The organism is Streptomyces sp. NBC_01788 (assembly GCF_035917575.1).
Classification (GTDB): Bacteria; Actinomycetota; Actinomycetes; order Streptomycetales; family Streptomycetaceae; genus Streptomyces.
Genome location: NZ_CP109090.1, coordinates 7,613,383 through 7,639,373, shown reverse-complemented (window position 1 = coordinate 7,639,373; position 25,991 = coordinate 7,613,383). Strand labels below are relative to the sequence as shown.

Sequence of the window (25,991 nt, the reverse complement as noted above, 5' to 3'; positions counted from 1 at the left end):
ACGTGCGGGAGATTCTTCCGGTACTGGAGCGGTGGTACGCGGCGCGGGTGCCGTTCGGCCTCGCCACCGTCGTCACGGTCAGTCGCAGCGCGCCGCGCGAACCGGGCGCGTCGATGGCCGTGGGTCCGGACGACGAGGTGGTGGGGAGCGTGTCCGGCGGGTGCGTGGAGGGGGCGGTGTTCGAGCTGGCCCAGGAGGTAGCGGCCGACGGCGAGGCGCGGCTGGAGACGTTCGGCTACAGCGACGAGGACGCCTTCGCGGTGGGGCTCACCTGCGGTGGTGAGATCTCGGTGCTGGTCAGGCCGGTGACCCATGAGTCGGACCCGACCTTCGGCGCGGTCGCCGCGTCCGTCGCCGCAGGCGATCCCGTGACCGTGGCGACCGTGGTCGACGGGCCGGCCCCGCGCGGGGCGACGCTCGCGGTGTGGCCCGGCACCGTGGCGGGCACGCTGGGCGCGCCCGGCCTGGACGTGGCGGTGACCGCCGACGCCCGCGGCGAACTCGCCCAGGGCGCCACCGGGCTGAGGCACTACGGGGCGCGGGGCGAGCGCCGTGAGGACGCCGTCACGGTGTTCCTGCACTCCTTCGCGCCGCCGCCGCGGATGCTGGTGTTCGGCGCGATCGACTACGCGGCCGCGGTGGCCCGTATCGGCGCCTTCCTCGGCTACCGCGTCACGGTGTGCGACGCCCGCCCGGTGTTCGCCACACCGAAACGCTTCCCGGCGGGCGTGGAGGTGGTCGTGGACTGGCCGCACCGCTATCTGCACGGCACGGAGACGGACGAACGCACGGTGATCTGCGTCCTGACGCACGACCCGAAGTTCGACGTGCCGCTGCTGGAGGAGGCGCTGCGCCGCCCCGCCGCGTACATCGGCGCGATGGGCAGCCGCCGTACCCATCACGACCGGCTGGAGCGGCTGGTCGAGGCCGGTCTGACGGAGGACGAGCTCGCCCGGCTGCGCTCCCCCGTGGGGCTCGACCTCGGCGCCCGTACCCCGGAGGAGGTGGCCGTGTCCGTCGCGGCCGAGATCGTCGCGCTGCGCTGGGGCGGCACCGGTGCGCCCCTGGCCGTGACCGCCGGAGCCATCCACGCGACCGGCTCCGCCTGACTGCGAGGAGAAGTCATGGAACTGCACCACGAGTTCACCGTGCCCGTGCCGGTCGACGACGCCTGGCGGGCGCTCCTGGACATCGAGCGCGTGGCACCGTGCCTGCCGGGGGCCACCGTGCAGGAGTACGACGGCAGGACCGTGACCGGTTCGGTCAAGGTCAAGCTGGGGCCGATCACGGTCGACTACAAGGGGACGGCGGTCTTCGAGGAGCAGGACGAGGCGGCGCACCGCATGGTCCTGGCCGCCAGTGGCCGGGAGACGCGCGGGCAGGGCACGGCGCGGGCCACCGTCACGGGCACGCTTCAGGAGCGTGCCGGCGGCACGGCGGTGTCGGTGCGGACCGATCTGACGGTGACCGGCCGCCCCGCGCAGTTCGGGCGCGGGGTGCTGGCGGAGGTGGGCGACCGGCTGGTGGGCCAGTTCGCCGACTGTCTTTCGCGGCGCCTCGCCGAGACACCGTCCGAGACGCCGCCCGCGGCGGCCGAGGGCGCCGCCGGGAGCACGGCGAAGGTACCTGGAGAGCCCGCGGAGCCGGAGACCGAGCCGCTCGATCTGCTGCGCACCGCCGGTGTGCCGGTCGCCAAGCGCGCCGCCGCGGCGGCCGGCGCGGCCCTGGCGGTGGCGCTGCTGATCGTCGCCGTACGCCGGCTCCGGCGCCCCTGACCGGCCACGGCCGCTCAGGTCCCGTCCGTGGTGCGAAGGGTGCCCATGAGACTCGATCAGTCGCTCGTTGCCCGTGTGACCTGCTGTTCCGGCTTTCATCCGGGTTTTGCGGATTCGATGGTGTGAGGCTCTGCGGGAGGGGTACGTGCGCCTTCAACGGATGAGGCATGCATGGCCTCCGCAGCACATGTGCCGCAGACATCCCAGTGGGAAGGAGGTCCGTGAAAGCGCACACTCGCAGCGACCGGGCCGCCGCCACGCATCGAGCGGCCCGGATCTCGCCGAGAAGTCGGATACGAGAAAGGGAAGAGTGACCCCGGGGCAGCCCCTGACTCAGGGGCTGCCCTGCTGTGTGGTCACGTCCTCGCGCGACACCACCCGGCAGCCGGGTGCGTCACGGGGTGCGGCGCGGCAGCCGGTGCAGTTCCACGTCGGTCAGACGGCCGCGTGTCACGGTCGCGGTCATGTAGGTGCAGTGGGGCCGGCGGCGGCGGTCGGTCGGCGAGCCCGGGTTGAGCAGGCGCAGACCGGAGGGCGCCGTGGTGTCCCAGGGGATGTGGCTGTGCCCGAAGACCAGGACGTCGAGGTCGGGGAAGCGGCTGGCGCAGCGGCCCTCACGGCCCTGGGCCGGTCCGGTCTCGTGGACGACGCCGAGGCACAGCCCGCCCAGGTCGGCGCGGGCCACCTCGGGCAGGCGGGCGCGCAGTTCGGGGCCGTCGTTGTTGCCGAAGACGCCGATCAGACGGCGGCTGCGGCTCCCCAGCAGGTCGAGCGTTGCGGCGTCCACCCAGTCCCCGGCATGGACGACGATGTCGGCGTTCGGGAGTTCGGCGAGCAACCGCGGGGGCAGTTCCTTGGCGCGCTTGGGCAGATGGGTGTCGGACATCAGCAGCAGACGCACGAGGTCAGCGTACTGCGGGGGCCGCGACGGCGACTGCGCGCATATTCTTCAGCCGAGACTGTTCAGTCCAGACTGGACAGTTCCGCCCGGACGGATCTACGGTGCTGTCATGGATCACAAGGCCGGCAAGGTACCGCAGGGCACCTCCGCCTCCTCCGCGCAAGCCGCCCGCGACCTGCGGGTGGTGTTAAGCCGGCTGCGGCGCCGGATCCGTGAGGTCGCGCGGGACGAGGACCTGACCCCGCCCCAGGTGTCGGCCCTCACCCTGGTCGGCAAGCACGGCGCCGCCACGGCCAGCGCCCTGGCCGCCACCGAGGGGGTCCGGCCGCAATCCATGGCCGCCACGCTCGCCGCCTTGGAGCGGCACGGGCTCATCCGGCGCAGCCCCGATCCCGAGGACGGGCGGCGTCAGCTCGTCACCCTGACCGAGGCCGGCCGCGAGCGCATCGCGGGCGACCGGCAGAGCCGCGGGGAGTGGCTGACCCGGGCCCTGCAGGACCGCTACACCGAGGCCGAGCGGGAAACGCTCCTCGAGGCGTTCGCCCTGCTCGAACGGCTGACCCAGCACTGACAAGCAGCACCCATCAGCACCAGTCGAAACTCGTCGCGAAAGGCCTGACCCCACCATGGCACTCACCGAGCTCGACCCGCGCACCGCACTCGTCGTGATCGACCTGCAGGCCGGCATCGCCGCCGCTCCCACGCAGCCGTACTCCGGCCCCGAGGTGGTCTCCCGTTCGGCCGAACTGGCCGACACGTTCCGCGCCAGGAACCTGCCCGTCGTCCTGGTCCGGGTCTCCTTCGCCCCCGACTTCGCCGACGTGCCGCCCGGCCGCACCGAGGCGACGCGTTCCGGCGGCGGCGCCCGCCCCAAGGGCTGGGACGTGATCGTTCCCGAGTTGGCGGGGCACGCCGGCGACATCACCGTCACCAAGCACAACTGGGGCGCCTTCCACGGCACCGACCTCGATGTGCAGCTGCGCCGCCGCGGGGTGACGCAGATCGTGCTGACCGGCATCGCCACCAGCATCGGCGTGGAATCCACCGCCCGCGCCGCCCACGAGCACGGCTACCACGTCACCCTGGCCACCGACGCCATGAGCGACATGGACGCCGAGGCCCACCGGGGCAGCGTGGAGCGGATCTTCCCGCGCCTGGGCGAGACCGGCACCACCGCCGAGATCCTCGAACTGCTGGCCAAGACGCACGCCTGACCCGGCGGGCGCGCCGCGCGCCGCACGCCTGCCTCCCCCCGCCCCCACAGCCCGGCATCCGCCCCCGCCGCCGGTCCGGCCGCCTGCCTCCCCGCGCCCCGCGGCCGGGCCGCCGCCTGCCCGGACCAGCGGTTCAGTCCTCGCCCCGCACGATGTTCGACTCGTTGCCCGTGCGGTCCTGCTGAGGGCCGCCGCGGCGGTCCTCAAGCGCGGGGAGGCAGGTGCGCACGCCCTCCTCCTGCCGGCGGCGAGCCTGCGCCCAGCCCGTCTCGGGGGGCCGTACGGGGTGTTTCTCACTGGTGTGCGCGATCACGACGCCTCATCTTCCTTCTGCGTCACATGCTGTGGAGCGGCTTCCTCCGGAACGCCCCGGTCACCTGCCACCGGAGCCCCCGCTGCCGAACGAGCCGCTGGAGCCCCCTTCCCAGCGCGGGCGGCTCTGGTCCTCGCTGCGCCTGCTGCCCAAGGAGCCGAGTTCGTGCGGGGTCAGGCGCCGGCCGGTCTCCTCCGCCCGGGGCACCTCGACCGGCTCGCGCCGATGGCGTTCCTCGTGGACCGGCCCGGAGTCCGGCAGTGTCGGGTGCTCGCCGCCCCGGGGCGTCCTCGGCTCGGCCTGCTTGACCCTGACGCCGAGCCGGACGGCCCACACCAGGACGGCCGCGATGACCAGACCGCCGACGACGATGACGGCGATGCCGGCGATGGAGCCGGCACCGGCTGCTTCGTACCAGGTGGTGTCCATGGTCGCCGGGTACCCGGCCCCGCCCGGCCGATGCCTGCCGGACCGGCGAGGGCGTGGCGCGGGCCCGGTCGCGGGGCAGGGCGGTAGCCTCGCCGCCGATGACCGACATGTCCGAAACATCCACGTCCACCGTCGAGCGGCCCGCCGCCCCCTCCCGCCCGCTCGGCCGGAAGCTGCTGGAGTGGGCCTCGACGACCGATCACAAGGTGATCGGCAGGCTCTACATGGTCACGGCGTTCGGCTTCTTCCTGCTGGGCGGTCTGCTGGCGATGGCCATGCGCGCCGAACTCGCTCAGCCGGGTCTGCAGTTCATGAACCAGCAGACCTACAACGAGCTCTTCACGATCCACGGCACGATCATGATGCTGCTGTTCGCCACGCCCATGTTCGCGGGCTTCACGAACGCGGTGATGCCGCTGCAGATCGGCGCCCCCGACCTGGCCTTCCCCCGCCTGAACGCCCTGTCGTACTGGATGTACCTCTTCGGCGGGCTCATGGTCGTGTCGGGGTTCCTCGTGCCCGGCGGCTCGGCGGCCTTCGGCTGGTTCGCCTACGCGCCGCTGAACAGCGCCTACTTCTCCCCCGGCGCGGGCGGCGACCTGTGGGCGATGGGACTGGTGGTGACGGGTGTGTCGACCACGCTCAGCGCGGTGAACTTCATCGCCACGATCACGACCCTGCGCGCACCCGGGATGACGATGTTCCGGATGCCGATCTTCACCTGGAACGTGCTGTTCACCTCGATCCTGGTGCTGCCCGCCTTCCCGGTGCTGACCGCCGCGCTGCTCGCCCTGGAGGCGGACCGGAAGTTCGGGGCGCACGTCTTCGACGCGGCCAACGGCGGGGCGCTGCTGTGGCAGCACCTGTTCTGGTTCTTCGGCCACCCGGAGGTCTACATCGTCGCGCTGCCGTTCTTCGGGATCGTCAGTGAGATCGTCCCCGTCTTCTCCCGCAAGCCGCAGTTCGGCTATCTGCCGATGATCGGGGCGACCATCGCGATCACCATGCTGTCCGCGGTGGTGTGGGCGCACCACATGTTCGCCACGGGCGCGGTGCTGCTGCCGTTCTTCTCGGTCATGTCGTTCCTGATCGCGGTGCCCACCGGGATCAAGTTCTTCGCCTGGATCGGGACGATGCGCCACGGCTCGCTGTCGTTCGAGACGCCGATGCTCTGGTCGATCGGATTCATGGTGTCGTTCCTGCTGGGCGGGTTGAGCGGCGTGCTGATCGCCTCGCCGCCGCTGGACTTCCACGTGACCGACTCGTACTTCATCGTGGCCCACCTGCACTACGTGCTGTTCGGCACCGTGGTGTTCGCGATGTTCGGCGGGTTCTACTTCTGGTGGCCGAAGATCACCGGGAAGATGCTGGACGAACGGCTCGGCAAGATCCATTTCTGGCTGCTCTTCCCCGGCTTCCAGCTCACCTTCCTGGTGCAGCACTGGCTCGGCGCGGAGGGGATGCCCCGCCGGTACGCCGACTACCTGCCCGCCGACGGCTTCACCCTCCTGAACACACTCTCCTCGGCGGGGGCGTTCCTGCTCGGCGCGTCCACCCTGCCGTTCCTCTACAACGTCTGGCACACCTCACGCCATGGACGGAAGGTCACCGTGGACGACCCCTGGGGGTACGGACGCGCCCTGGAGTGGGCGACCTCCTGCCCGCCGCCGCGGCACAACTTCGAGGCGCTGCCGCGGATCCGCTCGGAGGCGCCCGCCTTCGACCTGCACCATCCCGACGTCGTGCGGCAGGCGGAACTGGAGGGACGCCGATGAAGGTGGAGGCCCTGCTCTTCGGCGGTGTCGCGCTGTTCTTCGGCGGCAGCGCCGCCCTGTACGGCGTCTGGTCGGGCGAGCCGGCCGGCACGGCGGCTCTGGTCATCGCCTGCGGAATGGCGGCGCTGGACTCCTTCTTCTGCGTCATCCAGTACCGCCGCAAGGGAGCTCGCCCGCAGGACCGCCGTGAGGCCGAGGTCGCCGACGCCGCCGGGCCGCTGGAGTTCTTCCCCCCGGAGAGCACCTGGCCGATCATCACCGCGCTGGGCTTCTCGGTCACCGCGCTGGGCGTGGTCTACGGACTGTGGCTGTTCCTCATCGGTCTCGCGGTGCTGGCGCGGGGGGTGGCGGGGATGGCGTTCCAGTACGTTCACCGGGGCGAGTGACGACCGGTCCCAACGGGGCTCCGGGCCGGCGGGACTCGACGGGGCGGTGCTCGCTCTCGTAGCCCCCGGCGATGGACTGCCGCACCCGGCCGGTCTCCTCGCCCTCGGCGAGGACCTCCTGCTCCTTGGCCAGCAGGGCGTGGCACAGGGTTCGGGTGACCAGGAAGGCGACGACGGGGGCCAGCACGAACGAGATCCGCAGCACCCAGGTGATCGTGTTCACGGAGACCCGGAAGGTGGCGGCGATGACGTCGTTGCCGCCCTCCAGCAGCAGCACGCCGTAGAAGACGATCCCGGCGACGCCGAGGCCGGTGCGCACGGGGCGCTCCCGCGGCCGGTCGCACAGGTGCTGTTCCTGGTGCCACTCCCCCGTCAGCCACTGCTCGGCGAACGGGTACGCGTACAGGACGGCGAACAGCAGCGCCGGCAGGACCACCGCCGGCAGGAAGGCGTTCCACATGATCGTGTGCCCGGCCACGTTCGTCTCCCAGGCCGGCATCAGCCGCAGTGAGCCCTCCAGGAACCCGACGTACCAGTCCGGCTGGGACCCGGTGGACGCCAGGTCCGGCTGGTAGGGGCCGTAGGTCCACACCGGGTTGATCTGGGCGATCCCGGCGAGCACGAACAGGACGCCGAAGACGGTGAACTGCAGGCCCAGCGAAGAGGCGGTGAACTCGGGGAAGAGCGGTTTGCCCCGCACGTTGCGATTGCTGCGGCCCGGGCCGCGCCACTGGGTGTGCTTCAGGTAGAAGACGAGGACCAGGTGCACGACGACCAGTGCGATCAGGACGCCCGGCAGCAGCAGGATGTGCAGGCTGTACAGCCGGGGGATGATCTCGTGCCCGGGGTACTCGCCGCCGAACGCGAAGAAGCTGACGTAGGTGCCGATCACCGGCAGGGACAGCACGATCGCCTGGGCGATGCGCAGCCCGGTGCCGGAGAGCAGGTCGTCGGGGAGGGAGTAGCCGGCGAAGCCCTCGGCGATGGCGAGGGCGAACAGTGTCACCCCGATGACCCAGTTGATCTCCCTGGGCCTGCGGAAGGCGCCCGTGAAGAAGATCCGCAGCAGATGCGCGCCGATCGCGGCGACGAAGACGAGCGCCGCCCAGTGGTGGGCCTGCCGCAGCAGCAGCCCGCCACGGATGTCGAAGCTGATGCGCAGGGTGGAGTCGAACGCCTCCGACATGAGCACCCCGCGCAGCGGCGCGTACGACCCGGCGTAGGCGACCTCGCGCATCCCCGGCTCGAAGAACAGCGTCAGCCACACACCGGTCAGGACCAGTACGATCAGGCTGTACAGGGCGATTTCGCCGAGCAGGAACGACCAGTGCTCGGGGAACGCCTTGCGCATCAGCCCGCCGCCCTCGGACAGCGGCAGCCGGGCGTCCAGGAATCCGGTGAGACGCTCACCGGCCCCGGCTCCGCGCGCGGTGCGCCCTCGCCGTGCCGGGGGGCTCACGGCTCCTCCGCTCCGCCGCCCTCGTCCCGGCCGCCTTCGCCCGTCTCCGGGGCCGATCGGGCGGCCCGCTCCACGTCGGCCTCGATCTCGGTGCGTGGCTTGCCCTCGTCGCTCGCGTACTCGCCCAGCGCGGCCTGGAGATCACGGGCCAGGTCCCGCCAGGCCCGCCACGCCGTCTCGTACGTCTCGCTCTGCGTGCCGGTCCATTGTGCCTGCGCGGGCGGTCCGTAGTTCTGCCGCAGCTGCTCGACCCGGGCGTGTGCCTCGTCGGCCGCCCGCTGCTTGGCCACGAGCTCTTCGAAGGTGTGTGACACAGCCCGGACCCTAAGCACGACCGGCGCGCGCGGCGGTCCCGACCTGCCGGGCGGGGACATGGCACACCCGTGTGGCGGGTCGCGGGTCCGTGGGCGGCGTCACGGCGCCGGTACTCGCCCCACACCGGACGTGTGACGGAGCGTGGGGCGGTCGGAAGGTTGATCGGTCCGGCCCTCCGCCGGGAGGGCCGGACCGATGCACTGACCGGCTGCCACCGGCCGACGGGCCGGGCGGTGGCGTGGGGGGAGCCGGTCAGCGGCCCGGGGCGAACGGCTCAGGGGGTAGCCGCTCGGGAGGGGCCGTTCAGTGGGTCCGGCCGCGCCCGGATCCGTACGCGGGGCCGGAGTGGTGACCTCCGGCCCCGGACTGCGGCGCGTCGGACTGGTCGGTGCCGGACTGCTGGTCCGCCGCGCCGGCCGCGTCGACGCCCGCGCCGAATGTCGCACCCGTCGCTTCGAGGGCAGTGGTGACCGGCTGGAAGAAGGTCTCGCCGCCCCGGGTGCAGTCGCCGCTGCCGCCCGAGGTGAGGCCGACCGCGCCGCCGCCCTGGGTGAACAGGGGGCCGCCGCTGTCGCCGGGCTCGGCGCAGACGTTGGTCTGGATGAGACCGGTGACGGTGTCGACGCCGCCGTTGTCGCTCTGGAAGTTGACGGTGGCGTCGAGGCCGGTGACCGTGCCGTTGTGCAGTCCGGTGGTGCTGCCCATGCGGAACACCGTCGCACCGACGGTGGCCTCGGCCGCCCCGGTGATCTGGACGCTCTGCCCGTTGCCGACGTCGACCGTGCTCGGCGCCTGGGTGGCCGGATCGTCGTACGTGACGAGGGCGAGGTCGCTGCCGGGGAAGGTGGCCTGGTCCACGGTGGCCACCGGGCCGCCGTTCTGGGAGTCGGACCACTGTGCGGCCGAGACACCGCAGTGTCCGGCGGTCAGGAAGGCGGGGCTGCCGTCGCTCGCGGTGACGTTGAAGCCGAGGGAGCAGCGGACGGTGCCGCCCTGCGCCCGGGCGAAGATGGCGTCGCCGCCGGCGGCGAAGGTCTTGAAGGTGCCGGCGGACTTCTTCAGGGTCGCCATGCCGGAGCCGAGACCGCGGACGGTGGCCTGGAGTCTGTTCCACTGGGCGCCGGTGACCGTGCTGTCGGCGGTGACCACGACCTTGTTGGTGCGCGGGTCGACGGCCCAGGAGGTGCCGGGGATGGTGGCGTCGGCCTTCAGGGTCCGGGCGGCGGACTTCAGGGCGGCGGTGCTGTTGCCGACCTGGCGGACGGCCGCGCCCGCCTTCTTCGCCCGGAGGACGGTGCCGGCGTCGCCGCCCGCGATGTTGACGACGAGCCGCTGTCCTGCGCTGTCGTAGTAGGAGCCGGCGAAGGAGTCGCCGAGTTCCGTGGCGAGCCGGGTGGAAAGACCCGAGGCGTCCGCGACCTTGAGGGTCCTGGGAGTGGCGTCGTCCGCAGCGCCGTCCTGGGAGGCGTTGGCGTTCGGAAGCAGTATCGCCGCCGCTCCGAGCGCCACCACGCCGCCCGCCGCTATCGCGGCCTTGCGCTTCGGAATTCGCTTGTGACTCAAACTTCTCGACCTCCTGGGGACGCGGTCCGTGCCGCCGTCCGGGGCGGTTGGGGGGACGCCTGGACAGCTCTTGGTACGCAGGGGGCGGCCACCGTGTTCAATCCCGTTCGCCAACTCCCCCAAGATCGCGCCGAATCGGCCAACTCACGGCCCAGAAGGGCCGTATGCGGCCTTGAACTTGCGGGCTCGCATGTTGAGGTGTCGTCACGGTCACGCCTCGCCGAACAGGCCGACGAGGGCGTCCAGTTGGTGGCGGCGGAATCGCGAGATCGAGGCGAATAGCCGCGCTTGTCGGCGCAGTCGGCCAGGACCGGCCCCGGGTCCAGCACACCGCGCATACCGCGATTCTTCCGTGCCTACGATCATCAACCGGACGTGGGGCGCTGCCCGGTCGGACAATCCAAGTGCGGTCCGCTCGCCCCGCGTGATACTCCTCCCTGCCATGGGCGATCTTGTGACAGCACGGCTCGTGCTTCATCCGATGACCGTCAGCGAGGCTGAGCGAGTGGTGGCGGGCGAGTCGCACAGCGGTGCCCCATGGGCGCCCGGATACCCCACCGATGGGGACGTCTCCGCCGCCAGGCGCTTCCTGGGCACCTGCGCGAACACCGGTGATCCCCAGCCGTTCGGCAACTACGAGATCCGTCGCCGCGAGGACGGTCAGGCGATCGGCGGCCTGGGCTTCCACGGACCCGCGGACGAGAACGGCAGCGTCACGATCGGCTACGGTCTCATCCCGTCGGCGCGAGGCAAGGGATACGCCTCCGAAGCCCTCCGCGGACTGCTGCTGTTCGCGCGGGCGCGCGGCGTCACCTGCGTGAAAGGCGACGCCGACCACGACAACATCGCGTCCCAGCACGTCATGATGGCAGCCGGCATGCGACCGGCCGGACAAGATGAACGCGTCAGGTACTTCGAGATCGCCTGGACCGACACGACGCCGAATACCGACCCACACTCCTAGCCGGGGTACCCGATCCCGTCCGCGGCCTGGTCCTGGCCCGGCTCGACGTGGGCGACAAGACCAACGAGATCACGTGCTTACGGGCTGCCCCGCTATTACTCCTGGGGCATGCCGGTCCGGGGGGCGGGCTGGTGGTTCAGCAATCGCTGGTCGGCCCGTTACTCGTACCGGTACTTCAGCGAATCCGCCTCCGCCTGCTCGATGTCGGCGATCGTCAGCTCCGGCATCCGCAGCTGGGCCGGCGTCACCTCGGCCGAGGTCGGCTGGACGTCCGCCGGCAGCCACTGCTCCGGCTCCCAGGCCCCGCCGTCGAGGAGTTGCGGGCCCTGACGGTGTCAGACCACGGCGAGCCGGTCCACCAGCAGTTCCACCCTCCGCTCGGAGTCCCCCGGCGGCAGCCGTCCCGCCCGGGTCAGGGTCGCCAGCCCGTGCAGCGCCGCCCAGAACACCTCGGTGAACAGCGCCGGGTGCACGCCGTCCCCGGCGACCTCGCCGAGGTTTTCCAGCAGTGCGGCGAAGGCGTCCTTCAGCGGCTCCGGGGTGTCCTCCTTCGCGAACGCCAGGCCGCCGTCGAGCTGGAACATGGCGTCGTAGACCGCCGGGTTGCGCTCGGCGAAGTCGAGGTAGGCGCGGGCGAGGGCCCTGACCCGGGCGCGCGGGCCGTCCGCGGCGGAGGCCACGTCCCGCAGCGCCACGGCCATCTCGGCGGCACCCTGGAGGGCGACGGCGCCGATGATCTCGCGCTTGCCGCGGAAATGGCTGTAGAGGACGGGCTGGCTGTATTCGATGCGCTCGGCGAGCCGACGGGTGGTGACCGCGTCCCAGCCCTGCTGCTCGGCGAGTTCACGGGCCGTCGCCACGATGAGCCGCTCGCGGCCCGCCCGTTCGCGCTGCTTGCGTTCCTGTACCGACATGGTTCGACCTTAGCACCGCTAGACAATCGATCGGCAGTAGCGCTAGCGTTGCCTCATCAGCTAGCAACACTAGATCCCAGGGGGCATCATGCTCGACGCACTCGAGGTCTTCACCATCGTGGCCGTAGGCCTGATGGTGGGGGTTGAGTTCTCCGTCGCCTTCGTCATCAACCCGATCCTCAACGGCCTCCCCGGCGACAGTGCCGTGCGCGGCCGCGCCCACGGGGCCCGGATGCTCGGCGCCGTGATGCCGTTCTGGTACATCGGCTCGCTCGTCCTCGTCGCGGCCTGGGCCGTCACCGGGTGGCATCACCACGGCACCGGCCTCGTCGTCATCGCCGCCGCGCTGCTGATCCTGAGCGTGATCATGTCGCTCCTGCTGCTCGTCCCGATCAACAACCGGGGCAGGACATGGACCCCCGACAACCTGCCCGAGGACTGGAAGGAGCAGATGAACCGCTGGAACCGCTTCCACTACGTCCGCGTCGCCGTCCTCATCGCCGCCTTCGCCCTGCTCGCCGCCGCCCTCGCCTGAGCCCGCGGACCGGGACCGCGCAGGTGCCGCGCCGCGGCGCCATCCGCAGCCGGCACGGCACGCTCCGCCACCGCGCGGCGACGTTCGGTGGTGAACCGGAAGCGGAATCAGGGCTTCAGTGAATCTGCACATCGAATGCCCAGCGGGGTCACCGTGTTCGGAGGATCTGCACAACCGCGCGCCCTCCGCGCGGCCTTCGGCGCCCGGTTCCCGGTCCACCGGCGCGACGGCAAGGGAGGCGGTGCGCCGATGCGGTGCGGCGTGTGAAGAAGTGGCCGCCATACCGTTTCCGGGCCTGCACGGTTCTCCGGTCACGTCGTCAAGTGCCCTGGTGAGGGGCTTGGTTGAGTGGAATCGGCGGGCGGCACCGTGCTTACATCCATCGCAGCGCGGGACCCCGGCCGGGCACTCGGGAAGCGGGACCCGGCACCCGCGTTCGCGGCCGTCCTTCCCCAGAGAGGGCCGCTCCCCCTTGTGAGACATCCATATGAAGGGACGTTCCAATCATGAACCCGACCCCCCAGGTTGAGACCGCCGAGATCTCCGACGCCGACCTCGACAACGTCTCCGGCGGCCTGTCCGTGAACGCTCTGGGCACCGCCACCGGCCTGGTGGACAGCGTTGTCCCGGTCTCCGGCGTGGTGAACACGGCCGTCGGCACCGTCGAGGGCGCCACCGGTCTGAGCACCGCCCCGGTCGCCAACCTGGTCGCCGGTCTCTGATCGCACCTCGTCGCCGCCGAGTCCCGGGACCGCACGCCGGTTCCGGGACTCGCGGTCGCCGCAGAAAGCCGTAACGTGCAGTTCCGACAACAGGCACTCACCAAGCTCGAGTCACCGGAAGAACTCGACCTCCCGGTGCGGCTCGCCCGTCCCCAGGGATGGCTCGTCCTGTCCGTCACCCTCCTCGCCATGGCGGCCGCGTCGCTGTGGGCCGTGACGGGATCGGTCGCCTCCAACGTCGGCGCGCCCGCCATCCTCACGCACGGGCAGGGCAGTTACGTCCTGCAGAGCCCGGTCGCCGGACAGGTCACCGCGGTCCTCGCCGAGGAGGGCGAGCGGCTGCCCGCGAACTCGCCCGTACTCAAGGTGCGTACCGGCCAGGGCGAGCAGACCGTGCGCACGGTGGCCGCCGGCCGGATCACCGCGCTCGCCGCCACCATCGGTCAGTTCCTGTCCACCGGCGCGGACCTCGCCGCCGTGGAGAAGGTCGCCCACGCCTCCGACCCGCTGTACGCGACCGTGTACGTGCCGGCCGAGAACGCCGCCGCCGTCCCCGTCGGCGCCCCGGTCGACCTGACCGTGTCCTCGGTTCCCGCCCAGCGCTACGGCGTGCTGCGCGGCCATGTGAAGGCGGTGGACCGGTCGGCCCAGTCGGCGCAGCGGATCGCCGCCTTCCTCGGCGACAGCCGGCTCGGCGAACAGTTCACCCGGAAGGGCCGGCCCGTCGCCGTACTCGTACGCCTCGACACCTCGTCCACGACGGAGAGCGGCCTCGACTGGTCCTCCGCCGGGGGCCCGCCGTACCGGCTCGACTCCATGACCGCGGCCACCGCCTCGATCCGGCTGGCCGACCAGCGTCCCCTCGATTGGCTGCTGCCGTGACCACCACCCAGGAGACCCGCGGCCGCCGGCGCGCCGCCCGGCCCGCGCGGCCCGACCCCAGGACGCGGGGCCGGAACGTCCGCACGCCCACGGTGCTCCAGATGGAGGCCGTGGAGTGCGGCGCCGCCTCGCTCGCCATGGTGCTCGGTCACCACGGCCGCCATGTCCCGCTGGAGGAACTGCGGATCGCCTGCGGCGTCTCCCGGGACGGCTCACGGGCGAGCAACCTGCTGAAGGCGGCCCGCGGTTACGGACTGACGGCCAAAGGCATGCAGATGGACACCGCCGCCCTCGCCGGGGTGAAGGCCCCGGCCGTCCTCTTCTGGGAGTTCAACCACTACGTCGTCTACGACGGCATGGGCCGCCGCCTCGGCCGACGCGGGGTGTACGTCAACGACCCCGGCAAGGGCCGCCGGTTCGTGCCCATGGAGGACTTCGACACCAGCTACACCGGTGTCGTGCTGGTGATGGAGCCCGGCGAGGACTTCGAGAAGGGCGGCCGCAAACCCGGAGTCCTGGGCGCCCTGCCGGCCCGGATGCGCGGCACCGCGGGCACGATGCCGGCGGCGGTGCTGGCCAGTCTGCTGCTGGTCGCCGTCGGCGCGGCGGTGCCCGCGCTCAGCCGGACCTACATCGACACCTACCTGATCGGCGGCCGGACCTCGCTGCTCGGCGTGCTGTTCGCGTCGATGGGCGCGTGCGTGCTGCTCACCGTCGTGCTGACCTGGTTGCAGCAGGCCAACCTGCTGCACGGGCGCCTCATCTCCTCCACGCTCGCCGGCGCCCGCTTCCTGCGCCACCTGCTGCGGCTGCCGGTCACCTTCTTCGCCCAGCGCGCCCCGGCCGACCTGGTGCAGCGGCTGGCCTCCAACGACCAGGTGGCCGAGACCCTGGCCCGCGATCTGGCGGCGGCCGGCGTCGACGCGGTGGTCGTGGTGCTGTACGCGCTGCTGCTCTACACCTACGACCCGCAGCTGACGTTCGTCGGCATCGGCGTGGCCCTGCTGAACGTCGTGGCGATGCGGGTGGTCGTACGGCTGCGCGCCACACGTACGGCGAAGCTGCGCGCGGACAATGCCCGGCTGACCAACACCGCCTACACCGGGCTCCAGTTGATCGAGACGATGAAGGCGACCGGCGGCGAGGACGGCTACTTCCGCAAGTGGGCCGGGCAGCACGCCGCGACCCTGGAGGAGCAGCAGCGGCTCGGGGTGCCGACCGCCTGGCTGGGCGTGGTCGCACCGGCGCTCGCCACCCTCAACAGCGCGCTGATCCTGTGGATCGGCGGCATGCGGGCCGTCGAGGGGCACATCTCGGTCGGGCTGCTGGTCGCGTTCCAGGCGCTGGTGACCCGGTTCACCGCGCCGCTGACCCGGCTCAACGGAGTCGCGGGCCGCATCCAGGACTTCGCGGCCGACGTGGCCCGGCTCAAGGACGTCGAGAACTTCCAGGCCGACCCCCTGTACACCCGCCCCCGCGGCGGGGACTCCACCCGCCGGCTGCACGGGCACGTGGAGCTGGAGAACCTCACCTTCGGCTACAGCCCGCTGGACAAGCCGCTACTGACCGGCTTCGACCTGACCGTCGGGCCCGGCCGTCAGGTGGCGCTCGTGGGCGGCTCCGGCAGCGGCAAGTCGACCGTCTCCCGCCTGATCTCGGGCCTCTACACGCCCTGGGACGGGGTGATCCGCATCGACGGGCAGCGCCTTGAGGACATTCCGCGCGGGGCGCTGGCGGCCTCCGTGTCGTTCGTCGACCAGGACGTGTTCCTCTTCGAGGGCACGGTCCGCGACAACGTGGCCCAGTGGGACCCGTCGATCCCGGACGACGCCGTGGTGGAGGCGCTGCGCGACGCGGCCCTGTACGAGGTCGTGACGCGCCGCCCCGGCGGCATCCACAGCAGGGTCGAGCAGGACGGCCGCAACTTCTCCGGCGGTCAGCGCCAACGCCTTGAGATCGCCCGCGCGTTGGTGCGCCGGCCCAGCATCCTCGTGCTCGACGAGGTGACCAGCGCGCTGGACGCCGAGACCGAGCAGACCGTCATGGACAACCTGCGGCGGCGCGGCTGCGCCTGCGTGGTGATCGCGCACCGGCTGTCCACCGTGCGCGACAGCGACGAGATCGTCGTGCTCCAGCACGGCACGGTCGTCGAGCGCGGGCGGCACGGGGAACTGATGGCGCACGGCGGCGCGTACGCGGCGCTGGTCAGGGAGCGGTGAGATGACGACAGCGGGCGAGCCGGACCTGGTACTCGGGGCTCTCGGCTCCCTGGGCACGCCGATCGACTGCTCGGGCTTCAACCGGCTCGACCTGGCGGGCCCCCAGGAGCTGTGGCTGATCGCGGCCGGCGCGGTGGACCTGTTCGCGGTCGACGCGGCGCAGCAGGGCCACTGGCACCACCTGGGCCGGCTGGAGGCGGGCTCGCTGCTGCTCGGTCCCGTCACGGGCCCGCGGCACACCCTGGTCGCGCGCCCGCTGCGGAACTGCGTGGTCCGGCGTATCGGGTTGCGCGAGCTGTACCAGCAGGCGAGCACCGAGACCTGGTCGTACGACGAGTACGGCAATCCCCAGTACGTGCCGCCGCAGACCAGCCCGCTGGAGTACGCCCTCGCGCTGGGCGTCGGCCGCGGCCTGTCCGTGCTCTTCCAGGCGCCGATGGTCGAGGAGCGGGCGGCGGCGCCCACGGACGACGACGTGTTCTGGATGCGGGTCCCGCCGGGCAGCGTGCAGTACGGGGCGCTGTACGGCGCCCCGGCCGCGGCCGACCTGCTGATGGACCCCGCCCTGTGGCAGAGCATGGTCGATCAGCAGTACCGGCTGCTGACCGCCCTGGACCGCTGGATCGAGGAGCTGGAGCGCACCCACGAGACCCGGACGGCGGCCGGCATCAAGGCCGGTGAGGCGGTGCGCGCCCAGGCGGACCGGACGCTGCTGGCGTCCATCGGCCGGTCCTCGGCGGGACGGCCCACGGCCGCTGACGCCGACGCCGGCTACGCGGCCTGTGAGCTGGTCGCCCGGGCCGCCGGGATCACCCTGGCCGCACCGCCCCAGGCCGGCACCGAGAGCGACCGGCTCGATCCGGTGGAGCGGGTCGCCCTGGCCTCCCGGGTGCGCACCAGGACCGTACGCCTTCAGGGCCGCTGGTGGCGGGAGGACATCGGTCCGCTGGTGGGGCACCGGGCGCTGTCCGGGGCGCCGGTCGCGCTGCTGTGGCGGCGCGGCGGATACGTCGCCGTGCACCCGGCCACCGGGCGGGAGAACCCGGTGGAGAAGGCGAACGCGGAGGAGTTCGAGCCGCGCGCGGTGATGTTCTACCGGCCGCTGCCCGACCGTCCGCTCGGCCCGTTCGGGCTGCTGCGGTTCAGCCTGCGCGGCACCGGCGGCGATCTGCTGAACCTGCTGTCCGCCGGGCTGGTGACGGTCGTCCTCGGGGCGCTGGTGCCCATCGCGACCGGCAAGGTGCTCGGCGAGTACGTGCCCAGGGCCGAGCAGGGCCTCATCACGCAGATGTGCCTGGCCGTGATCATCAGCAGTGTGGTGGCGGCGGCCTTCATGCTCCTGCAGAACCTGACGGTCCTGCGCCTTGAGGGCCGTATCGAGGCCACCCTCCAGTCGGCCGTGTGGGACCGGCTGTTGCGGCTGCCGACGAAGTTCTTCACCGAGCGCTCCACCGGTGAGCTGGCGAGCGCGGCCATGGGGGTCGGCGCGATCCGCCGGCTGCTGGCGGGGGTGGGCCCGGTGGTCGCCCAGTCGGTGACCGTGGGCGCGATGAACCTGGGGCTGCTGTTCTGGTACAGCGCCTCCATGGCGCTGGCGGCGCTCGGCATGCTGGTGGTGATCGGCGCCGTGTTCCTCGGGCTCGGGCTGTGGCAGGCGCGATGGCAGCGGCATCTGGTCGTGCTCACCAACAAGCTGAACAACCAGGCCTTCCAGACACTGCGCGGGCTGCCGAAGCTGCGGGTGGCGGCGGCCGAGAACTACGCGTACGCCGCCTGGGCGTCCCGGTTCGCGCGCAGCCGTGAGCTTCAGCAGAAGGTGGGCCGGGTCAAGAACCTCACCACGGTGCTGGGCGCGGTGTACCTGCCGGTGTGCACGCTGCTGATGTTCATGCTGCTGGCGGGCCCGGCGCGCGGTTCCATGTCCGCGGCGGCCTTCCTGGCCTTCAACACCTCGGTGACGATGCTGCTGACCTCGGTCACCCAGCTGACCGGCGCCTTCGTCTCGGCGGTGGCCGCGCTGCCGCTGCTGGAGGAGATCAGGCCCGTGCTGGACGCCGCGCCGGAGGTGCGCACGGCCAGTACCCGGCCGGGGCCGCTGTCCGGGGCGATCGAGGCGCGGCGGCTGTCGTTCCGCTACACGGACGACGGGCCGCTGGTCCTCGACGACGTGTCCTTCGAGGTGCGGCCGGGCGAGTTCGTGGCGATCGTCGGGCCCAGCGGCTGCGGCAAGTCGACGCTGCTGAGGCTGCTGATCGGGTTCGACCGGCCGCTGTCCGGCAGCGTGCTGTACGACGGCCAGGACCTGGCAGCCCTTGACCAGTCGGCCGTGCGCCGGCAGTGCGGGGTCGTGCTCCAGCACGCGCAGCCGTTCACCGGTTCGATCCTGGACGTCATCCGCGGCGCGGAGCCGTGCACGGCCGAGGAGGCGATGGCGGCGGCCGAACTGGCGGGCCTCGCGCGGGACATCGAGCGGATGCCGATGGGCCTGCACACGATCGTGTCGGGAAGCGGCGCGGTCTCCGGCGGCCAGCGGCAACGCCTGATGATCGCCCAGGCGCTGGTGCGCCGGCCGCGGATCCTCTTCTTCGACGAGGCGACCAGCGCGCTGGACAACGACACGCAGCGCACGGTGATCGAGAGCACCCGCAAGCTCAACGCCACCCGCGTCGTCATCGCCCACCGGCTGTCGACGGTGCTCGACGCGGACCGGGTCGTCGTGATGGAGGACGGCAGGGTCGTCCAGCAGGGGCTGCCCGCCGAACTGCTCGCGGACACGGACGGGCGGCTGCACGAACTGGTGCGGCGGCAGATGGCGTGAGGCCGGTCCGGACCGTGCAGGCCCGGCCGTTCAGTCCTCGCCCGGGATGGGCGCCCCGGAGGGGACTCCGGCGGCGACGTACGCCTCGTAGAAGCCCTTCCACGGGGCGTGGACTCCGGCATGCGGTCCCTCGAAGCGCTCGCCGCGCGCCCGGGCGTCCAGGGCGGCGAGGCAGACCTCCCAGCCGGCGCCGTTGCGGGCGGCGGTGTCCTCGGCGGCGAGGACGTCGGTGAGGGTGAGGCGGGTGTGCCGGTCGTCGAGTTCTTCCAGGTCGAAGTGGAGTTCGTCGCCGCCCCACTCGAAGGACAGGTGCCGGGGCGAGTCGACGGCGAGCACGGTGCCGGTGAACTCCTCCGCCCCCGTCTCCCCGCGGAAGGCGATGGTGCCGCCGGGCCGCAGGTCCATCTCGGCGCGGAAGGGGAACCACAGCGCGAGTTCGCCGGGGTCGGTCACGAAGTGCCAGACGCGGTCCACGGGATGGCCGTGGACGCGGGTGAAGCGAAGGGCGGGGCGGCCGTCGCCGAGCCGCAGAAAGGAGCCGGTGAGGTCCGCGGGCATGGGGATCAGTCCTTCGGGGTCTGCCTCGGAGGAGGGCGTCGGCGTCGACGGAATGTACCGGGCCGGACCCGTGCGGGACGCATGGAACCGCCGGGCCGGGTACGCGTGGGGCACGAGATCCACCACCAGCCGCTCCGGCGGCCGCGTGGTTCCGCCCGGAGCGGACCGAACGAGGACAGGAGGCGGCCACGGCCGAGAAGCTCGGAAAGCGCGGGGACACCGGTGGCGACGAGCGACGCTCCGACCGGCCGGAGACAGCGGCAGGCGAGGTGCTGCGCGAGTTCGAGAACGCCGAGAGGGACGTCACCGGGGCCGCCGGGCGGCGCCACCGGGGCGAGGCGGGCGACGCCATCACCCCGAGCACCCGGGCCGAGGAGGAGTCCGAGGGTGACTGACCCGGCCGGTCCCGGCGCCTCTTGGGCCGGGAAGGACGGGGGTGGCCCGCTTGGGCCGGGAAGGACGGGGGTGGCCCGCCGGGCGTCACGGGTACCCGGGGCCCATGGCCGACGATCAGCGAGGACCCGAGCTGCCTCCCGCCCGTGGGCCGGTCTCCGCGGCCGTGACGGCGTACCTGCGGGGCACCGGTCCGCTGCCCCGTGCCGAGGACGCCGGCGGCGCGGCGGCCTACGGCGACGATCTCCAGCTCGCCCTGTACCTCTGCTACGAGCTGCACTACCGCGGTTTCGCGGAGGTCGACGCCCGGTACGAGTGGGACCCGGGCCTGCTGGCGGTCCGCGCGGCTCTGGAGCACTGCTTCCTGACCGCCCTGCGCGCCGACACGCCCGTGCACGACAGCCTCGAGGACGCACTCGCCCAGGTGCTCGTCGAGCCGGTCGAGGGCACCGGCGTCAGTCACTACCTGCGGGACGAGGGCACCCTGTGGCAGTTGCGCGAGTACGCGGCACAGCGCTCCCTGTACCACCTGAAGGAGGCCGACCCGCACGCCTGGGTGCTGCCGCGCCTGTGGGGCCGGGCCAAGGCGGCGATGGCGGCGGTCGAGTTCGACGAGTGGGGCGGCGGCCGCGCCGAGCGCGTCCACGCCCGGCTGTTCGCCGACCTGATGGCGGACCTGGGCCTGGACACGACGTACGGCCGCCACCTGGACGCGGCCACGGCGGAAGCGCTGGCGACGGTGAACCTGATGTCCCTATTCGGCCTGCACCGCGAGCTGCGGGGCGCCCTGGTGGGGCATTTCGCCGCGGTCGAGATCACCTCCTCCCCCGGCTCCCGCCGGCTGGCCGAGGCCATGCGCCGGACGGGCGCGGGGCCTGCCGCGCGGTTCTTCTACGACGAGCACGTGGAGGCGGACGCGGTGCACGAGCAGGTCGTACGCCACGACGTCATCGGCGGGCTGCTGGCCGAGGAGCCGGAGCTGGCGTCCGACGTGGCCTTCGGCATCGACGCGACCGGGTACCTGGAGGACCGTTTCGGCGGGCGGCTGCTCGCCGACTGGCGGGCCGGCCGGTCGTCGCTGCGGACACCCCTTGCGCCGGAAATAACCGGTATCTCCTGAATGCCTGGGTACCCGCCGGATGTGAACGCACTGGTGCTACCGGGTGTCTACGCCCCGCAGGACGACACCGCGCTGCTGGCCGAGGCCCTGTCCGACGAACCATGGGAACCGGGCGCGCGGGTCCTCGACGTGGGCACCGGGAGCGGCGCGCTGGCGCTGGTGGCCGCCCGGAGGGGCGCCCGGGTGACGGCGGTGGACGTGTCCTGGCGCGCGGTGTGGACGGCCCGGCTCAACGCCCGGCTCAGCCGGCTTCCGGTCCGCATCCACCGCGGGAACCTCTTCGGTCCGGTGCGCGGACGGTCGTTCGACGTGGTCCTGGCCAACCCCCCGTACGTCCCGGCCCCCGACACCCGGCGCGGGCCGCACGGCAGGCGCCGGGCCTGGGACGCGGGCCGCGACGGGCGGCTCGTCCTGGACCGGATCTGCCGGGACGCGCCCCCGCTGCTGCGGCCCGGGGGCGTGCTGCTGGTCGTGCACTCCGCGCTGAGCGATCCCGACCGCAGCCTGCACCGGCTGCGCGCGGCCGGCCTCGAGGCGGCGGTGGTGCGCCGCCGCCGCATCGCCTTCGGACCCGTGCTGCGGTCGCGGCGCGGCTGGCTGCGGGAGCGCGGTCTGCTGTCCGCAGCGGAAGCGGCCGACGAGAAGGAAGAGCTGGTGGTGATCCGTGCCGAACGCCCGCCCGGACAAGGGTGACAACCCGAACACCTCCGCGGACGGTCCGCGGCCCGGTCCGCCCCGCCGGGTCACGATGCGGCGCCGCGGTCCGATCCTGGTCGACGGGCCGGTCGAGGTGGAACTGGAGGACGGCAGCACCATCTTCTCGGACCGCTTCCGTGTCGCCCTGTGCACCTGCCGCCGCAGCCGCCGCTACCCCTGGTGCGACACCAGCCACCGCGACCGGGCGTAGCGGGCGCCCCCCTCGGGGGCACCGCGGCCTGTGCAGGGGCCGGCGGGCGGCCCCACTCCGTCCGCCGGCCCCTGGTGCGGAATCGCCCCGTCCCCGCCGCAGGCCCCGCGCTCCCCAGCCACGGGACCTCCAGGTGCGCGTGGGACGCGCGATTCCGGCTCTCAGAACGCGAAGACGCTCGTCACCGAGGCGTTCTTCACGCACTCGTTGCAGTAGGTGCGCTTGCCGTGCCGGAAGGCGTCGGGGCCGTCAGGCCGCGAGTCGCTGCCCAGCGTGCGGCGTTCCGCATCGTGCGCTTCCTTCCGCCGGAAGTCGTCGGGTGCCGGTCCGGGCTCGGTCGATGCCGGGGCGGCGTGCGGGAGTCTGCCGAGTCCGCGACGGAAACTCACGTCGAACCCGCGGGTTTCGGTAACCTTGCGTATTGAATCAGTGGCGTGAAGTCACGGAACGCCGCCGCGACAGCCCTTTGCCCACGGGCCCGACGATCATCGGATCCGGCCGAATGGCCTGTTTCCCAATGTCCGCCAATCGTCCTGAAACAGTCCTGTTCCGCTCTCGGCGGACTGGTCCGTGACCCCTTGTGTTCAAGGTCGCGTCGCGTAATGGTCATTACATGATTACGACAGAGCAGCTGGAGAAAGTGCGCGGCTGGTTCGCCGGCCGGCTGCCGGACGATCTGTTCGAGGAACTGGTCGAAGTGGCGGTGGACCGCGAGGAGATCACCGTCATCGGCCGGATTCCCGCACCCCGGCTCGCCGGGGACGCCGGGTTCGCGGAGCGGGAGGCGGCCGTCGAGGGCCGGGTGCGGGAGTTCCGGGAGCGCACCCGCGAGGACCGGATGGCGGTGGCCCGCGAGGGCGAGCACCGGTTCGGCCGGAAGGTGTCCTGGGGCGTGGAGTGCGACGGGCGGCGCGCCCTGTTCACGCATGTCGCCGCGCCCGTCATGACGCGGCTGCGCCAGCCCGAGCGCCAGGTCCTCGACACCCTGATCGCGGGCGGCGTCGCCCGTAGCCGCAGTGACGCCCTCGCCTGGTGCGTGCGCCTGGTCCAGCGGCACACCGACGAGTGGCTCGGCGAACTTCGCGCGTCGCTGGAACACGTGCAGCGGGTCCGGGCACAGGGGCCCGACGCCCGGCCCGAGGGCACCCACGACGAGGACGCTCACGACGCGGAGGGGTGAACGGAGGGTGGAGGGGTGAGCGGAGGATGGAGGATTCGTCCAGCGGGGGCGGGAAAGATGGATGAACCGTCCTCTGGTGTGGTCCGGGCGCGGCGTCTTAGCGTCAGCGGACCCCCGAGAACGGTGATCTTCCCGCCGCACACCCCGCGCCGGCGAGCACCCGTCCACCCGCCGCGCCACCAGGCGCTCCACCGCCGTCCTCCGATGGAGCCCCCATGTCCCCGCAACAGTCACCGCAGGCCCCGCCTGCCCCCTCCCCCGCCGCGCCGTCCCTCACCGAGGTCGAGACCCACGGCATCGAACGCATCCCCGACGCCGACCGCTCCGCCCGGCCCCTGGACCTGTTCCGCATCGCCTTCGGCGGCGCGAACACCTTCTCCACCTGTGTCCTGGGCGCCTTCCCGATCCTGTTCGGCCTCTCCTTCTGGCAGGGCCTGGCGGCCACCCTCCTCGGGGTCGTCGCGGGCGCGCTGATCCTGTGTCCGATGGCGGTGTTCGGCCCCGTCAACGGCACCAACAACGCCGTCTCCTCCTCGGCACACCTGGGTGTCCACGGCCGGGTGGTCGGCTCGTTCCTGTCGCTGCTGACCGCCACCGCGTTCTTCTCCATCTCGGTGTGGAGCTCCGGCGACGCCCTGGTCGGCGGCGCGCACCGGCTCTTCGGGCTGCCGCGCGGCACCGCGTCGTACGCGGTCGCCTACGCGGTGTTCGCCGCGCTGGTCCTCGTGGTGTGCGTCTACGGCTTCCGCTTCATGCTGTTCGTCAACAAGATCGCGGTGACCTCCGCGAGCGTGCTGTTCCTGCTCGGCGCGATCGCGTTCGCCGGCGACTTCGACCCGGGGTACGCCGGGGTGTTCACCGCCTCGGCGGACGCGGCCACGCGGTCCATGTTCTGGCCGTCGTTCATCGGCGCGGCTCTGATCGTGCTGTCCAACCCGGTGTCGTTCGGCGCGTTCCTCGGCGACTGGTCGCGCTACATCCCGGCCGACGCCCCGCGCCGCCGCGTGGTCGGTGCCGCGTTCCTGGCGCAGATCGCCACCCTGCTGCCGTTCGTCTTCGGTCTGGCGACGGCGAGCATCATCGCCACCAAGGCCCCCTCGTACGTCGACGCCGACGCTCCGGACTTCGTGGGCGGACTGCTCGCGATCTCGCCGAGCTGGTTCTTCCTGCCGGTGTGCCTGCTCGCGCTGATCGGCGGCATGTCGACCGGCACGACCTCCCTGTACGGCACCGGCCTCGACTTCGCCTCGGTGGTCCCGTGGCTGTCCCGGGTGCGGGCGACGGTGCTGGTGGGTCTGCTGGCCTTCGCGTTCATCTTCATCGGGCGGTTCGCGCTGAACCTGGTGCAGTCGATCTCCACGTTCGCCACGATGATCGTCACCTGCACCACGCCGTGGATGGTCGTGATGATGCTCGGCTTCTGGACCCGCCGCGGCTGGTACGACCCGGACGCGCTCCAGGTCTTCAACCGCCGTCAGCGCGGCGGGCGTTACTGGTTCACCCACGGCTGGAACTGGCGCGGACTGACCGCCTGGTGGGTGTCGGCGCTGATCGGGGTGCTGTTCACCAACATCCCCGGGCAGTTCGTCGGCCCCCTGGGCGACGTGGCGAACGGCGTCGACATCAGCCTGCCGCTGTCGCTGGCGTCGGCCGCGGTGCTGTTCCTCGCGCTGCTGTGGCTGTTCCCGGAGCCCCGGGCGGTCTACGGTCCCGAGGGCCCGTGGCTGGTGCGTGCCGTCGACGTCCCGGTGCCACCGGTCACCGGACCGGGCGCGCCGGACGGCGGCGCGGCGGCGGTGCCCGCGAAGGCCGGCTGACCGGTCCGGGAGGGCGGCGCGCCGCCGCCCTCCCGGACCTACGGCGCTCGGTGCGCGGGGCGTTGTCACACCCCGGGGATACGTTGGTGGACATGACTCACTTCGTATTGGTGGCGGGCGCCTGGCTGGGTGCCTGGGCGTGGGACGAGGTGCTGCCCGGCGTGCGCGAGGCCGGGCACGACGTGCACGCCCTCAGCCTCAGCGGTCTCGCCGAGAAGAAGGATCTGCCGGCCGGGCAGCAGACCCACGTCCAGGACATCGTCGGCCACGTGGAGCGCCGCGACCTGCGGGACGTGGTCCTGGTCGGGCACAGCTACTCGGGCATCCCGGTCGGCCAGGCGGCCGAGCGGATCGGCGGCAGACTGCGGCGCGTGGTGTTCGTGGACTCCAACGTGCCGGTCGACGGCCGGCCGTTCCTGTCGGGTTTCGACAGCGACGACGTCCGCCGTGCGCTCGACGCGCACGGCGGCTTCTGGCCGCCGCTGCCCCTGGACGACTACGCCGGCCAGGAACTGACCGACGAGCAGATCCACCGCATCGTCACCGAGGGCACACCGCACCCCGGCGCCACGCTCACCGAGCCGGCCGTGCTGCGGCACCCGGTCGGCGAGCTGCCTGCGACGTACGTCAAGTGCCTGCTGGACGGGCCCGAGCCGATGCCCGCCGTGGCCGAGGCACTCAGGAGCGAGCGCTGGAATCTGGTGGAGATGGACACCGGCCACTGGCCGATGTTCTCCCGGCCCCGAGAACTGGCCGCGCTCCTGGTCAAGGCCGCGGCCCGGAACGACGACCGGACGGTCCGCTCCGGGGGCTGCTGAGCGCTGCCGACCGG

Annotated in this window: 28 protein-coding genes and 1 pseudogene; 19 read left to right on the top strand and 10 right to left on the bottom strand. The window is 72.3% G+C overall.

Annotated features, from left to right (window positions below):
• Nucleotides 1-2: 2 nt before the first annotated feature.
• Together OIE49_RS33980 and OIE49_RS33975 are read left to right on the top strand one after the other, a co-directional pair.
• Complete coding sequence (locus tag OIE49_RS33980; protein WP_326805643.1) at nucleotides 3-1,109, top strand: XdhC/CoxI family protein; 1,107 nt, start codon at nucleotides 3-5, stop codon at nucleotides 1,107-1,109.
• A 15-nt stretch (nucleotides 1,110-1,124) separates the two neighbouring features.
• Nucleotides 1,125-1,775 carry an SRPBCC family protein gene (locus tag OIE49_RS33975; protein ID WP_326805642.1) on the top strand — a complete coding sequence of 217 codons (651 nt, stop codon included), beginning with the start codon at nucleotides 1,125-1,127 and terminating at the stop codon, nucleotides 1,773-1,775.
• Between the two features lie 394 nt (nucleotides 1,776-2,169).
• Here the strand turns inward: OIE49_RS33975 and OIE49_RS33970 are convergent, their stop codons facing one another.
• Complete coding sequence (locus OIE49_RS33970; RefSeq protein ID WP_326805641.1) at nucleotides 2,170-2,676, bottom strand: metallophosphoesterase family protein; 507 nt, start codon at nucleotides 2,674-2,676, stop codon at nucleotides 2,170-2,172.
• A gap of 109 nt (nucleotides 2,677-2,785) precedes the next feature.
• Between OIE49_RS33970 and OIE49_RS33965 the strand changes: the two genes are divergently transcribed.
• Both OIE49_RS33965 and OIE49_RS33960 read left to right on the top strand, forming a co-directional pair.
• A complete protein-coding gene (locus tag OIE49_RS33965) occupies nucleotides 2,786-3,247 on the top strand; it encodes a MarR family winged helix-turn-helix transcriptional regulator (RefSeq protein ID WP_326805640.1) in 462 nt (153 codons plus the stop codon).
• A 55-nt stretch (nucleotides 3,248-3,302) separates the two neighbouring features.
• Nucleotides 3,303-3,890 (top strand): hydrolase, encoded by a 588-nt coding sequence (locus tag OIE49_RS33960; protein WP_326805639.1) that lies wholly within the window; start codon nucleotides 3,303-3,305, stop codon nucleotides 3,888-3,890.
• Between the two features lie 133 nt (nucleotides 3,891-4,023).
• Here OIE49_RS33960 and OIE49_RS33955 read toward each other — a convergent pair whose 3' ends face one another.
• On the bottom strand, nucleotides 4,024-4,203 hold the full coding sequence (locus OIE49_RS33955) for a hypothetical protein (RefSeq protein ID WP_100571401.1): 180 nt from the start codon (nucleotides 4,201-4,203) through the stop codon (nucleotides 4,024-4,026).
• Between the two features lie 60 nt (nucleotides 4,204-4,263).
• Nucleotides 4,264-4,632 (bottom strand): DUF6479 family protein, encoded by a 369-nt coding sequence (locus tag OIE49_RS33950; RefSeq protein WP_326805638.1) that lies wholly within the window; start codon nucleotides 4,630-4,632, stop codon nucleotides 4,264-4,266.
• A 98-nt stretch (nucleotides 4,633-4,730) separates the two neighbouring features.
• On the opposite strand from OIE49_RS33950, the gene ctaD reads away from it, so the two are divergent.
• Together ctaD and ctaF are read left to right on the top strand one after the other, a co-directional pair.
• On the top strand, nucleotides 4,731-6,407 hold the full coding sequence (gene ctaD / locus OIE49_RS33945) for an aa3-type cytochrome oxidase subunit I (RefSeq protein ID WP_401739927.1): 1,677 nt from the start codon (nucleotides 4,731-4,733) through the stop codon (nucleotides 6,405-6,407).
• Nucleotides 6,404-6,793 (top strand): aa3-type cytochrome oxidase subunit IV, encoded by a 390-nt coding sequence (ctaF, locus tag OIE49_RS33940; protein WP_326805637.1) that lies wholly within the window; start codon nucleotides 6,404-6,406, stop codon nucleotides 6,791-6,793. The genes ctaD and ctaF overlap by 4 nt, the downstream gene beginning before the upstream one ends.
• Here the strand turns inward: ctaF and qcrB are convergent.
• From qcrB to OIE49_RS33925, 3 genes are all read right to left on the bottom strand, one after another.
• Entirely contained in the window at nucleotides 6,723-8,252 is a 1,530-nt protein-coding gene (gene qcrB, locus OIE49_RS33935; RefSeq protein ID WP_401739928.1) for a cytochrome bc1 complex cytochrome b subunit, read from the bottom strand. The two genes, ctaF and qcrB, sit on opposite strands and share 71 nt — an antisense overlap.
• The gene (locus OIE49_RS33930; RefSeq protein WP_326805636.1) at nucleotides 8,249-8,566 is read right to left on the bottom strand and encodes a hypothetical protein; all 318 of its coding nucleotides are present in this window, start codon (nucleotides 8,564-8,566) and stop codon (nucleotides 8,249-8,251) included. The genes qcrB and OIE49_RS33930 overlap by 4 nt, the downstream gene beginning before the upstream one ends.
• 304 nt (nucleotides 8,567-8,870) lie before the next feature.
• Nucleotides 8,871-10,130, bottom strand: coding sequence for a S1 family peptidase (locus OIE49_RS33925; RefSeq protein WP_326805635.1), 1,260 nt, complete (start codon nucleotides 10,128-10,130; stop codon nucleotides 8,871-8,873).
• A 442-nt stretch (nucleotides 10,131-10,572) separates the two neighbouring features.
• Between OIE49_RS33925 and OIE49_RS33920 the strand changes: the two genes are divergently transcribed.
• On the top strand, nucleotides 10,573-11,094 hold the full coding sequence (locus tag OIE49_RS33920; protein ID WP_326805634.1) for a GNAT family N-acetyltransferase: 522 nt from the start codon (nucleotides 10,573-10,575) through the stop codon (nucleotides 11,092-11,094).
• Nucleotides 11,095-11,252: 158 nt separating this feature from the next.
• On the opposite strand, the pseudogene OIE49_RS33915 reads toward OIE49_RS33920, so the two are convergent.
• Both OIE49_RS33915 and OIE49_RS33910 read right to left on the bottom strand, forming a co-directional pair.
• A pseudogene (locus OIE49_RS33915) lies at nucleotides 11,253-11,411 on the bottom strand (MSMEG_1061 family FMN-dependent PPOX-type flavoprotein); the annotation flags it as partial.
• Nucleotides 11,412-11,429: 18 nt separating this feature from the next.
• The gene (locus tag OIE49_RS33910) at nucleotides 11,430-12,008 is read right to left on the bottom strand and encodes a TetR/AcrR family transcriptional regulator (protein ID WP_326805633.1); all 579 of its coding nucleotides are present in this window, start codon (nucleotides 12,006-12,008) and stop codon (nucleotides 11,430-11,432) included.
• 88 nt (nucleotides 12,009-12,096) lie between these two features.
• On the opposite strand from OIE49_RS33910, the gene OIE49_RS33905 reads away from it, so the two are divergent.
• The 5 genes from OIE49_RS33905 to OIE49_RS33885 all read left to right on the top strand — a co-directional run bounded on the left by OIE49_RS33905 (nucleotide 12,097) and on the right by OIE49_RS33885 (nucleotide 19,184).
• Nucleotides 12,097-12,543 carry a DUF1772 domain-containing protein gene (locus OIE49_RS33905; protein WP_326805632.1) on the top strand — a complete coding sequence of 149 codons (447 nt, stop codon included), beginning with the start codon at nucleotides 12,097-12,099 and terminating at the stop codon, nucleotides 12,541-12,543.
• A 506-nt stretch (nucleotides 12,544-13,049) separates the two neighbouring features.
• Entirely contained in the window at nucleotides 13,050-13,265 is a 216-nt protein-coding gene (locus OIE49_RS33900; protein WP_100571394.1) for a type A2 lantipeptide, read from the top strand.
• A 75-nt stretch (nucleotides 13,266-13,340) separates the two neighbouring features.
• A complete protein-coding gene (locus OIE49_RS33895) occupies nucleotides 13,341-14,147 on the top strand; it encodes an HlyD family efflux transporter periplasmic adaptor subunit (RefSeq protein ID WP_326805631.1) in 807 nt (268 codons plus the stop codon).
• Nucleotides 14,144-16,366, top strand: a complete 2,223-nt coding sequence (locus tag OIE49_RS33890; RefSeq protein WP_326805630.1) for an NHLP family bacteriocin export ABC transporter peptidase/permease/ATPase subunit — start codon at nucleotides 14,144-14,146, stop codon at nucleotides 16,364-16,366. Before OIE49_RS33895 ends, OIE49_RS33890 begins: the two co-directional genes overlap by 4 nt.
• 1 nt (nucleotide 16,367) lies before the next feature.
• Complete coding sequence (locus OIE49_RS33885; protein ID WP_326805629.1) at nucleotides 16,368-19,184, top strand: NHLP bacteriocin export ABC transporter permease/ATPase subunit; 2,817 nt, start codon at nucleotides 16,368-16,370, stop codon at nucleotides 19,182-19,184.
• A 30-nt stretch (nucleotides 19,185-19,214) separates the two neighbouring features.
• Here OIE49_RS33885 and OIE49_RS33880 read toward each other — a convergent pair whose 3' ends face one another.
• Nucleotides 19,215-19,742, bottom strand: a complete 528-nt coding sequence (locus tag OIE49_RS33880; protein WP_326805628.1) for an SRPBCC family protein — start codon at nucleotides 19,740-19,742, stop codon at nucleotides 19,215-19,217.
• A 269-nt stretch (nucleotides 19,743-20,011) separates the two neighbouring features.
• Here OIE49_RS33880 and OIE49_RS33875 point away from each other — a divergent pair, with 269 nt between their 5' ends.
• From OIE49_RS33875 to OIE49_RS33860, 4 genes are all read left to right on the top strand, one after another.
• Nucleotides 20,012-20,137: a hypothetical protein gene (locus OIE49_RS33875; RefSeq protein WP_326805627.1), complete on the top strand. Its 126-nt coding sequence runs from the start codon at nucleotides 20,012-20,014 to the stop codon at nucleotides 20,135-20,137.
• A gap of 104 nt (nucleotides 20,138-20,241) precedes the next feature.
• The gene (locus OIE49_RS33870) at nucleotides 20,242-21,255 is read left to right on the top strand and encodes an iron-containing redox enzyme family protein (RefSeq protein ID WP_326805626.1); all 1,014 of its coding nucleotides are present in this window, start codon (nucleotides 20,242-20,244) and stop codon (nucleotides 21,253-21,255) included.
• Nucleotides 21,256-21,948: a HemK2/MTQ2 family protein methyltransferase gene (locus OIE49_RS33865; protein WP_326805625.1), complete on the top strand. Its 693-nt coding sequence runs from the start codon at nucleotides 21,256-21,258 to the stop codon at nucleotides 21,946-21,948.
• On the top strand, nucleotides 21,920-22,162 hold the full coding sequence (locus OIE49_RS33860; protein ID WP_326805624.1) for a CDGSH iron-sulfur domain-containing protein: 243 nt from the start codon (nucleotides 21,920-21,922) through the stop codon (nucleotides 22,160-22,162). Before OIE49_RS33865 ends, OIE49_RS33860 begins: the two co-directional genes overlap by 29 nt.
• 161 nt (nucleotides 22,163-22,323) lie before the next feature.
• On the opposite strand, the gene OIE49_RS33855 is transcribed toward OIE49_RS33860, so the two are convergent.
• On the bottom strand, nucleotides 22,324-22,551 hold the full coding sequence (locus tag OIE49_RS33855) for a hypothetical protein (RefSeq protein WP_326805623.1): 228 nt from the start codon (nucleotides 22,549-22,551) through the stop codon (nucleotides 22,324-22,326).
• 224 nt (nucleotides 22,552-22,775) lie between these two features.
• On the opposite strand from OIE49_RS33855, the gene OIE49_RS33850 reads away from it, so the two are divergent.
• The 3 genes from OIE49_RS33850 (at nucleotide 22,776) to OIE49_RS33840 (ending at nucleotide 25,977) form a co-directional block, all read left to right on the top strand.
• Entirely contained in the window at nucleotides 22,776-23,342 is a 567-nt protein-coding gene (locus OIE49_RS33850; RefSeq protein WP_326805622.1) for a hypothetical protein, read from the top strand.
• Nucleotides 23,343-23,557: 215 nt separating this feature from the next.
• Nucleotides 23,558-25,159 carry a purine-cytosine permease family protein gene (locus OIE49_RS33845; protein ID WP_326805621.1) on the top strand — a complete coding sequence of 534 codons (1,602 nt, stop codon included), beginning with the start codon at nucleotides 23,558-23,560 and terminating at the stop codon, nucleotides 25,157-25,159.
• Between the two features lie 92 nt (nucleotides 25,160-25,251).
• Nucleotides 25,252-25,977 carry an alpha/beta fold hydrolase gene (locus OIE49_RS33840; protein WP_326805620.1) on the top strand — a complete coding sequence of 242 codons (726 nt, stop codon included), beginning with the start codon at nucleotides 25,252-25,254 and terminating at the stop codon, nucleotides 25,975-25,977.
• Nucleotides 25,978-25,991: the final 14 nt, after the last annotated feature.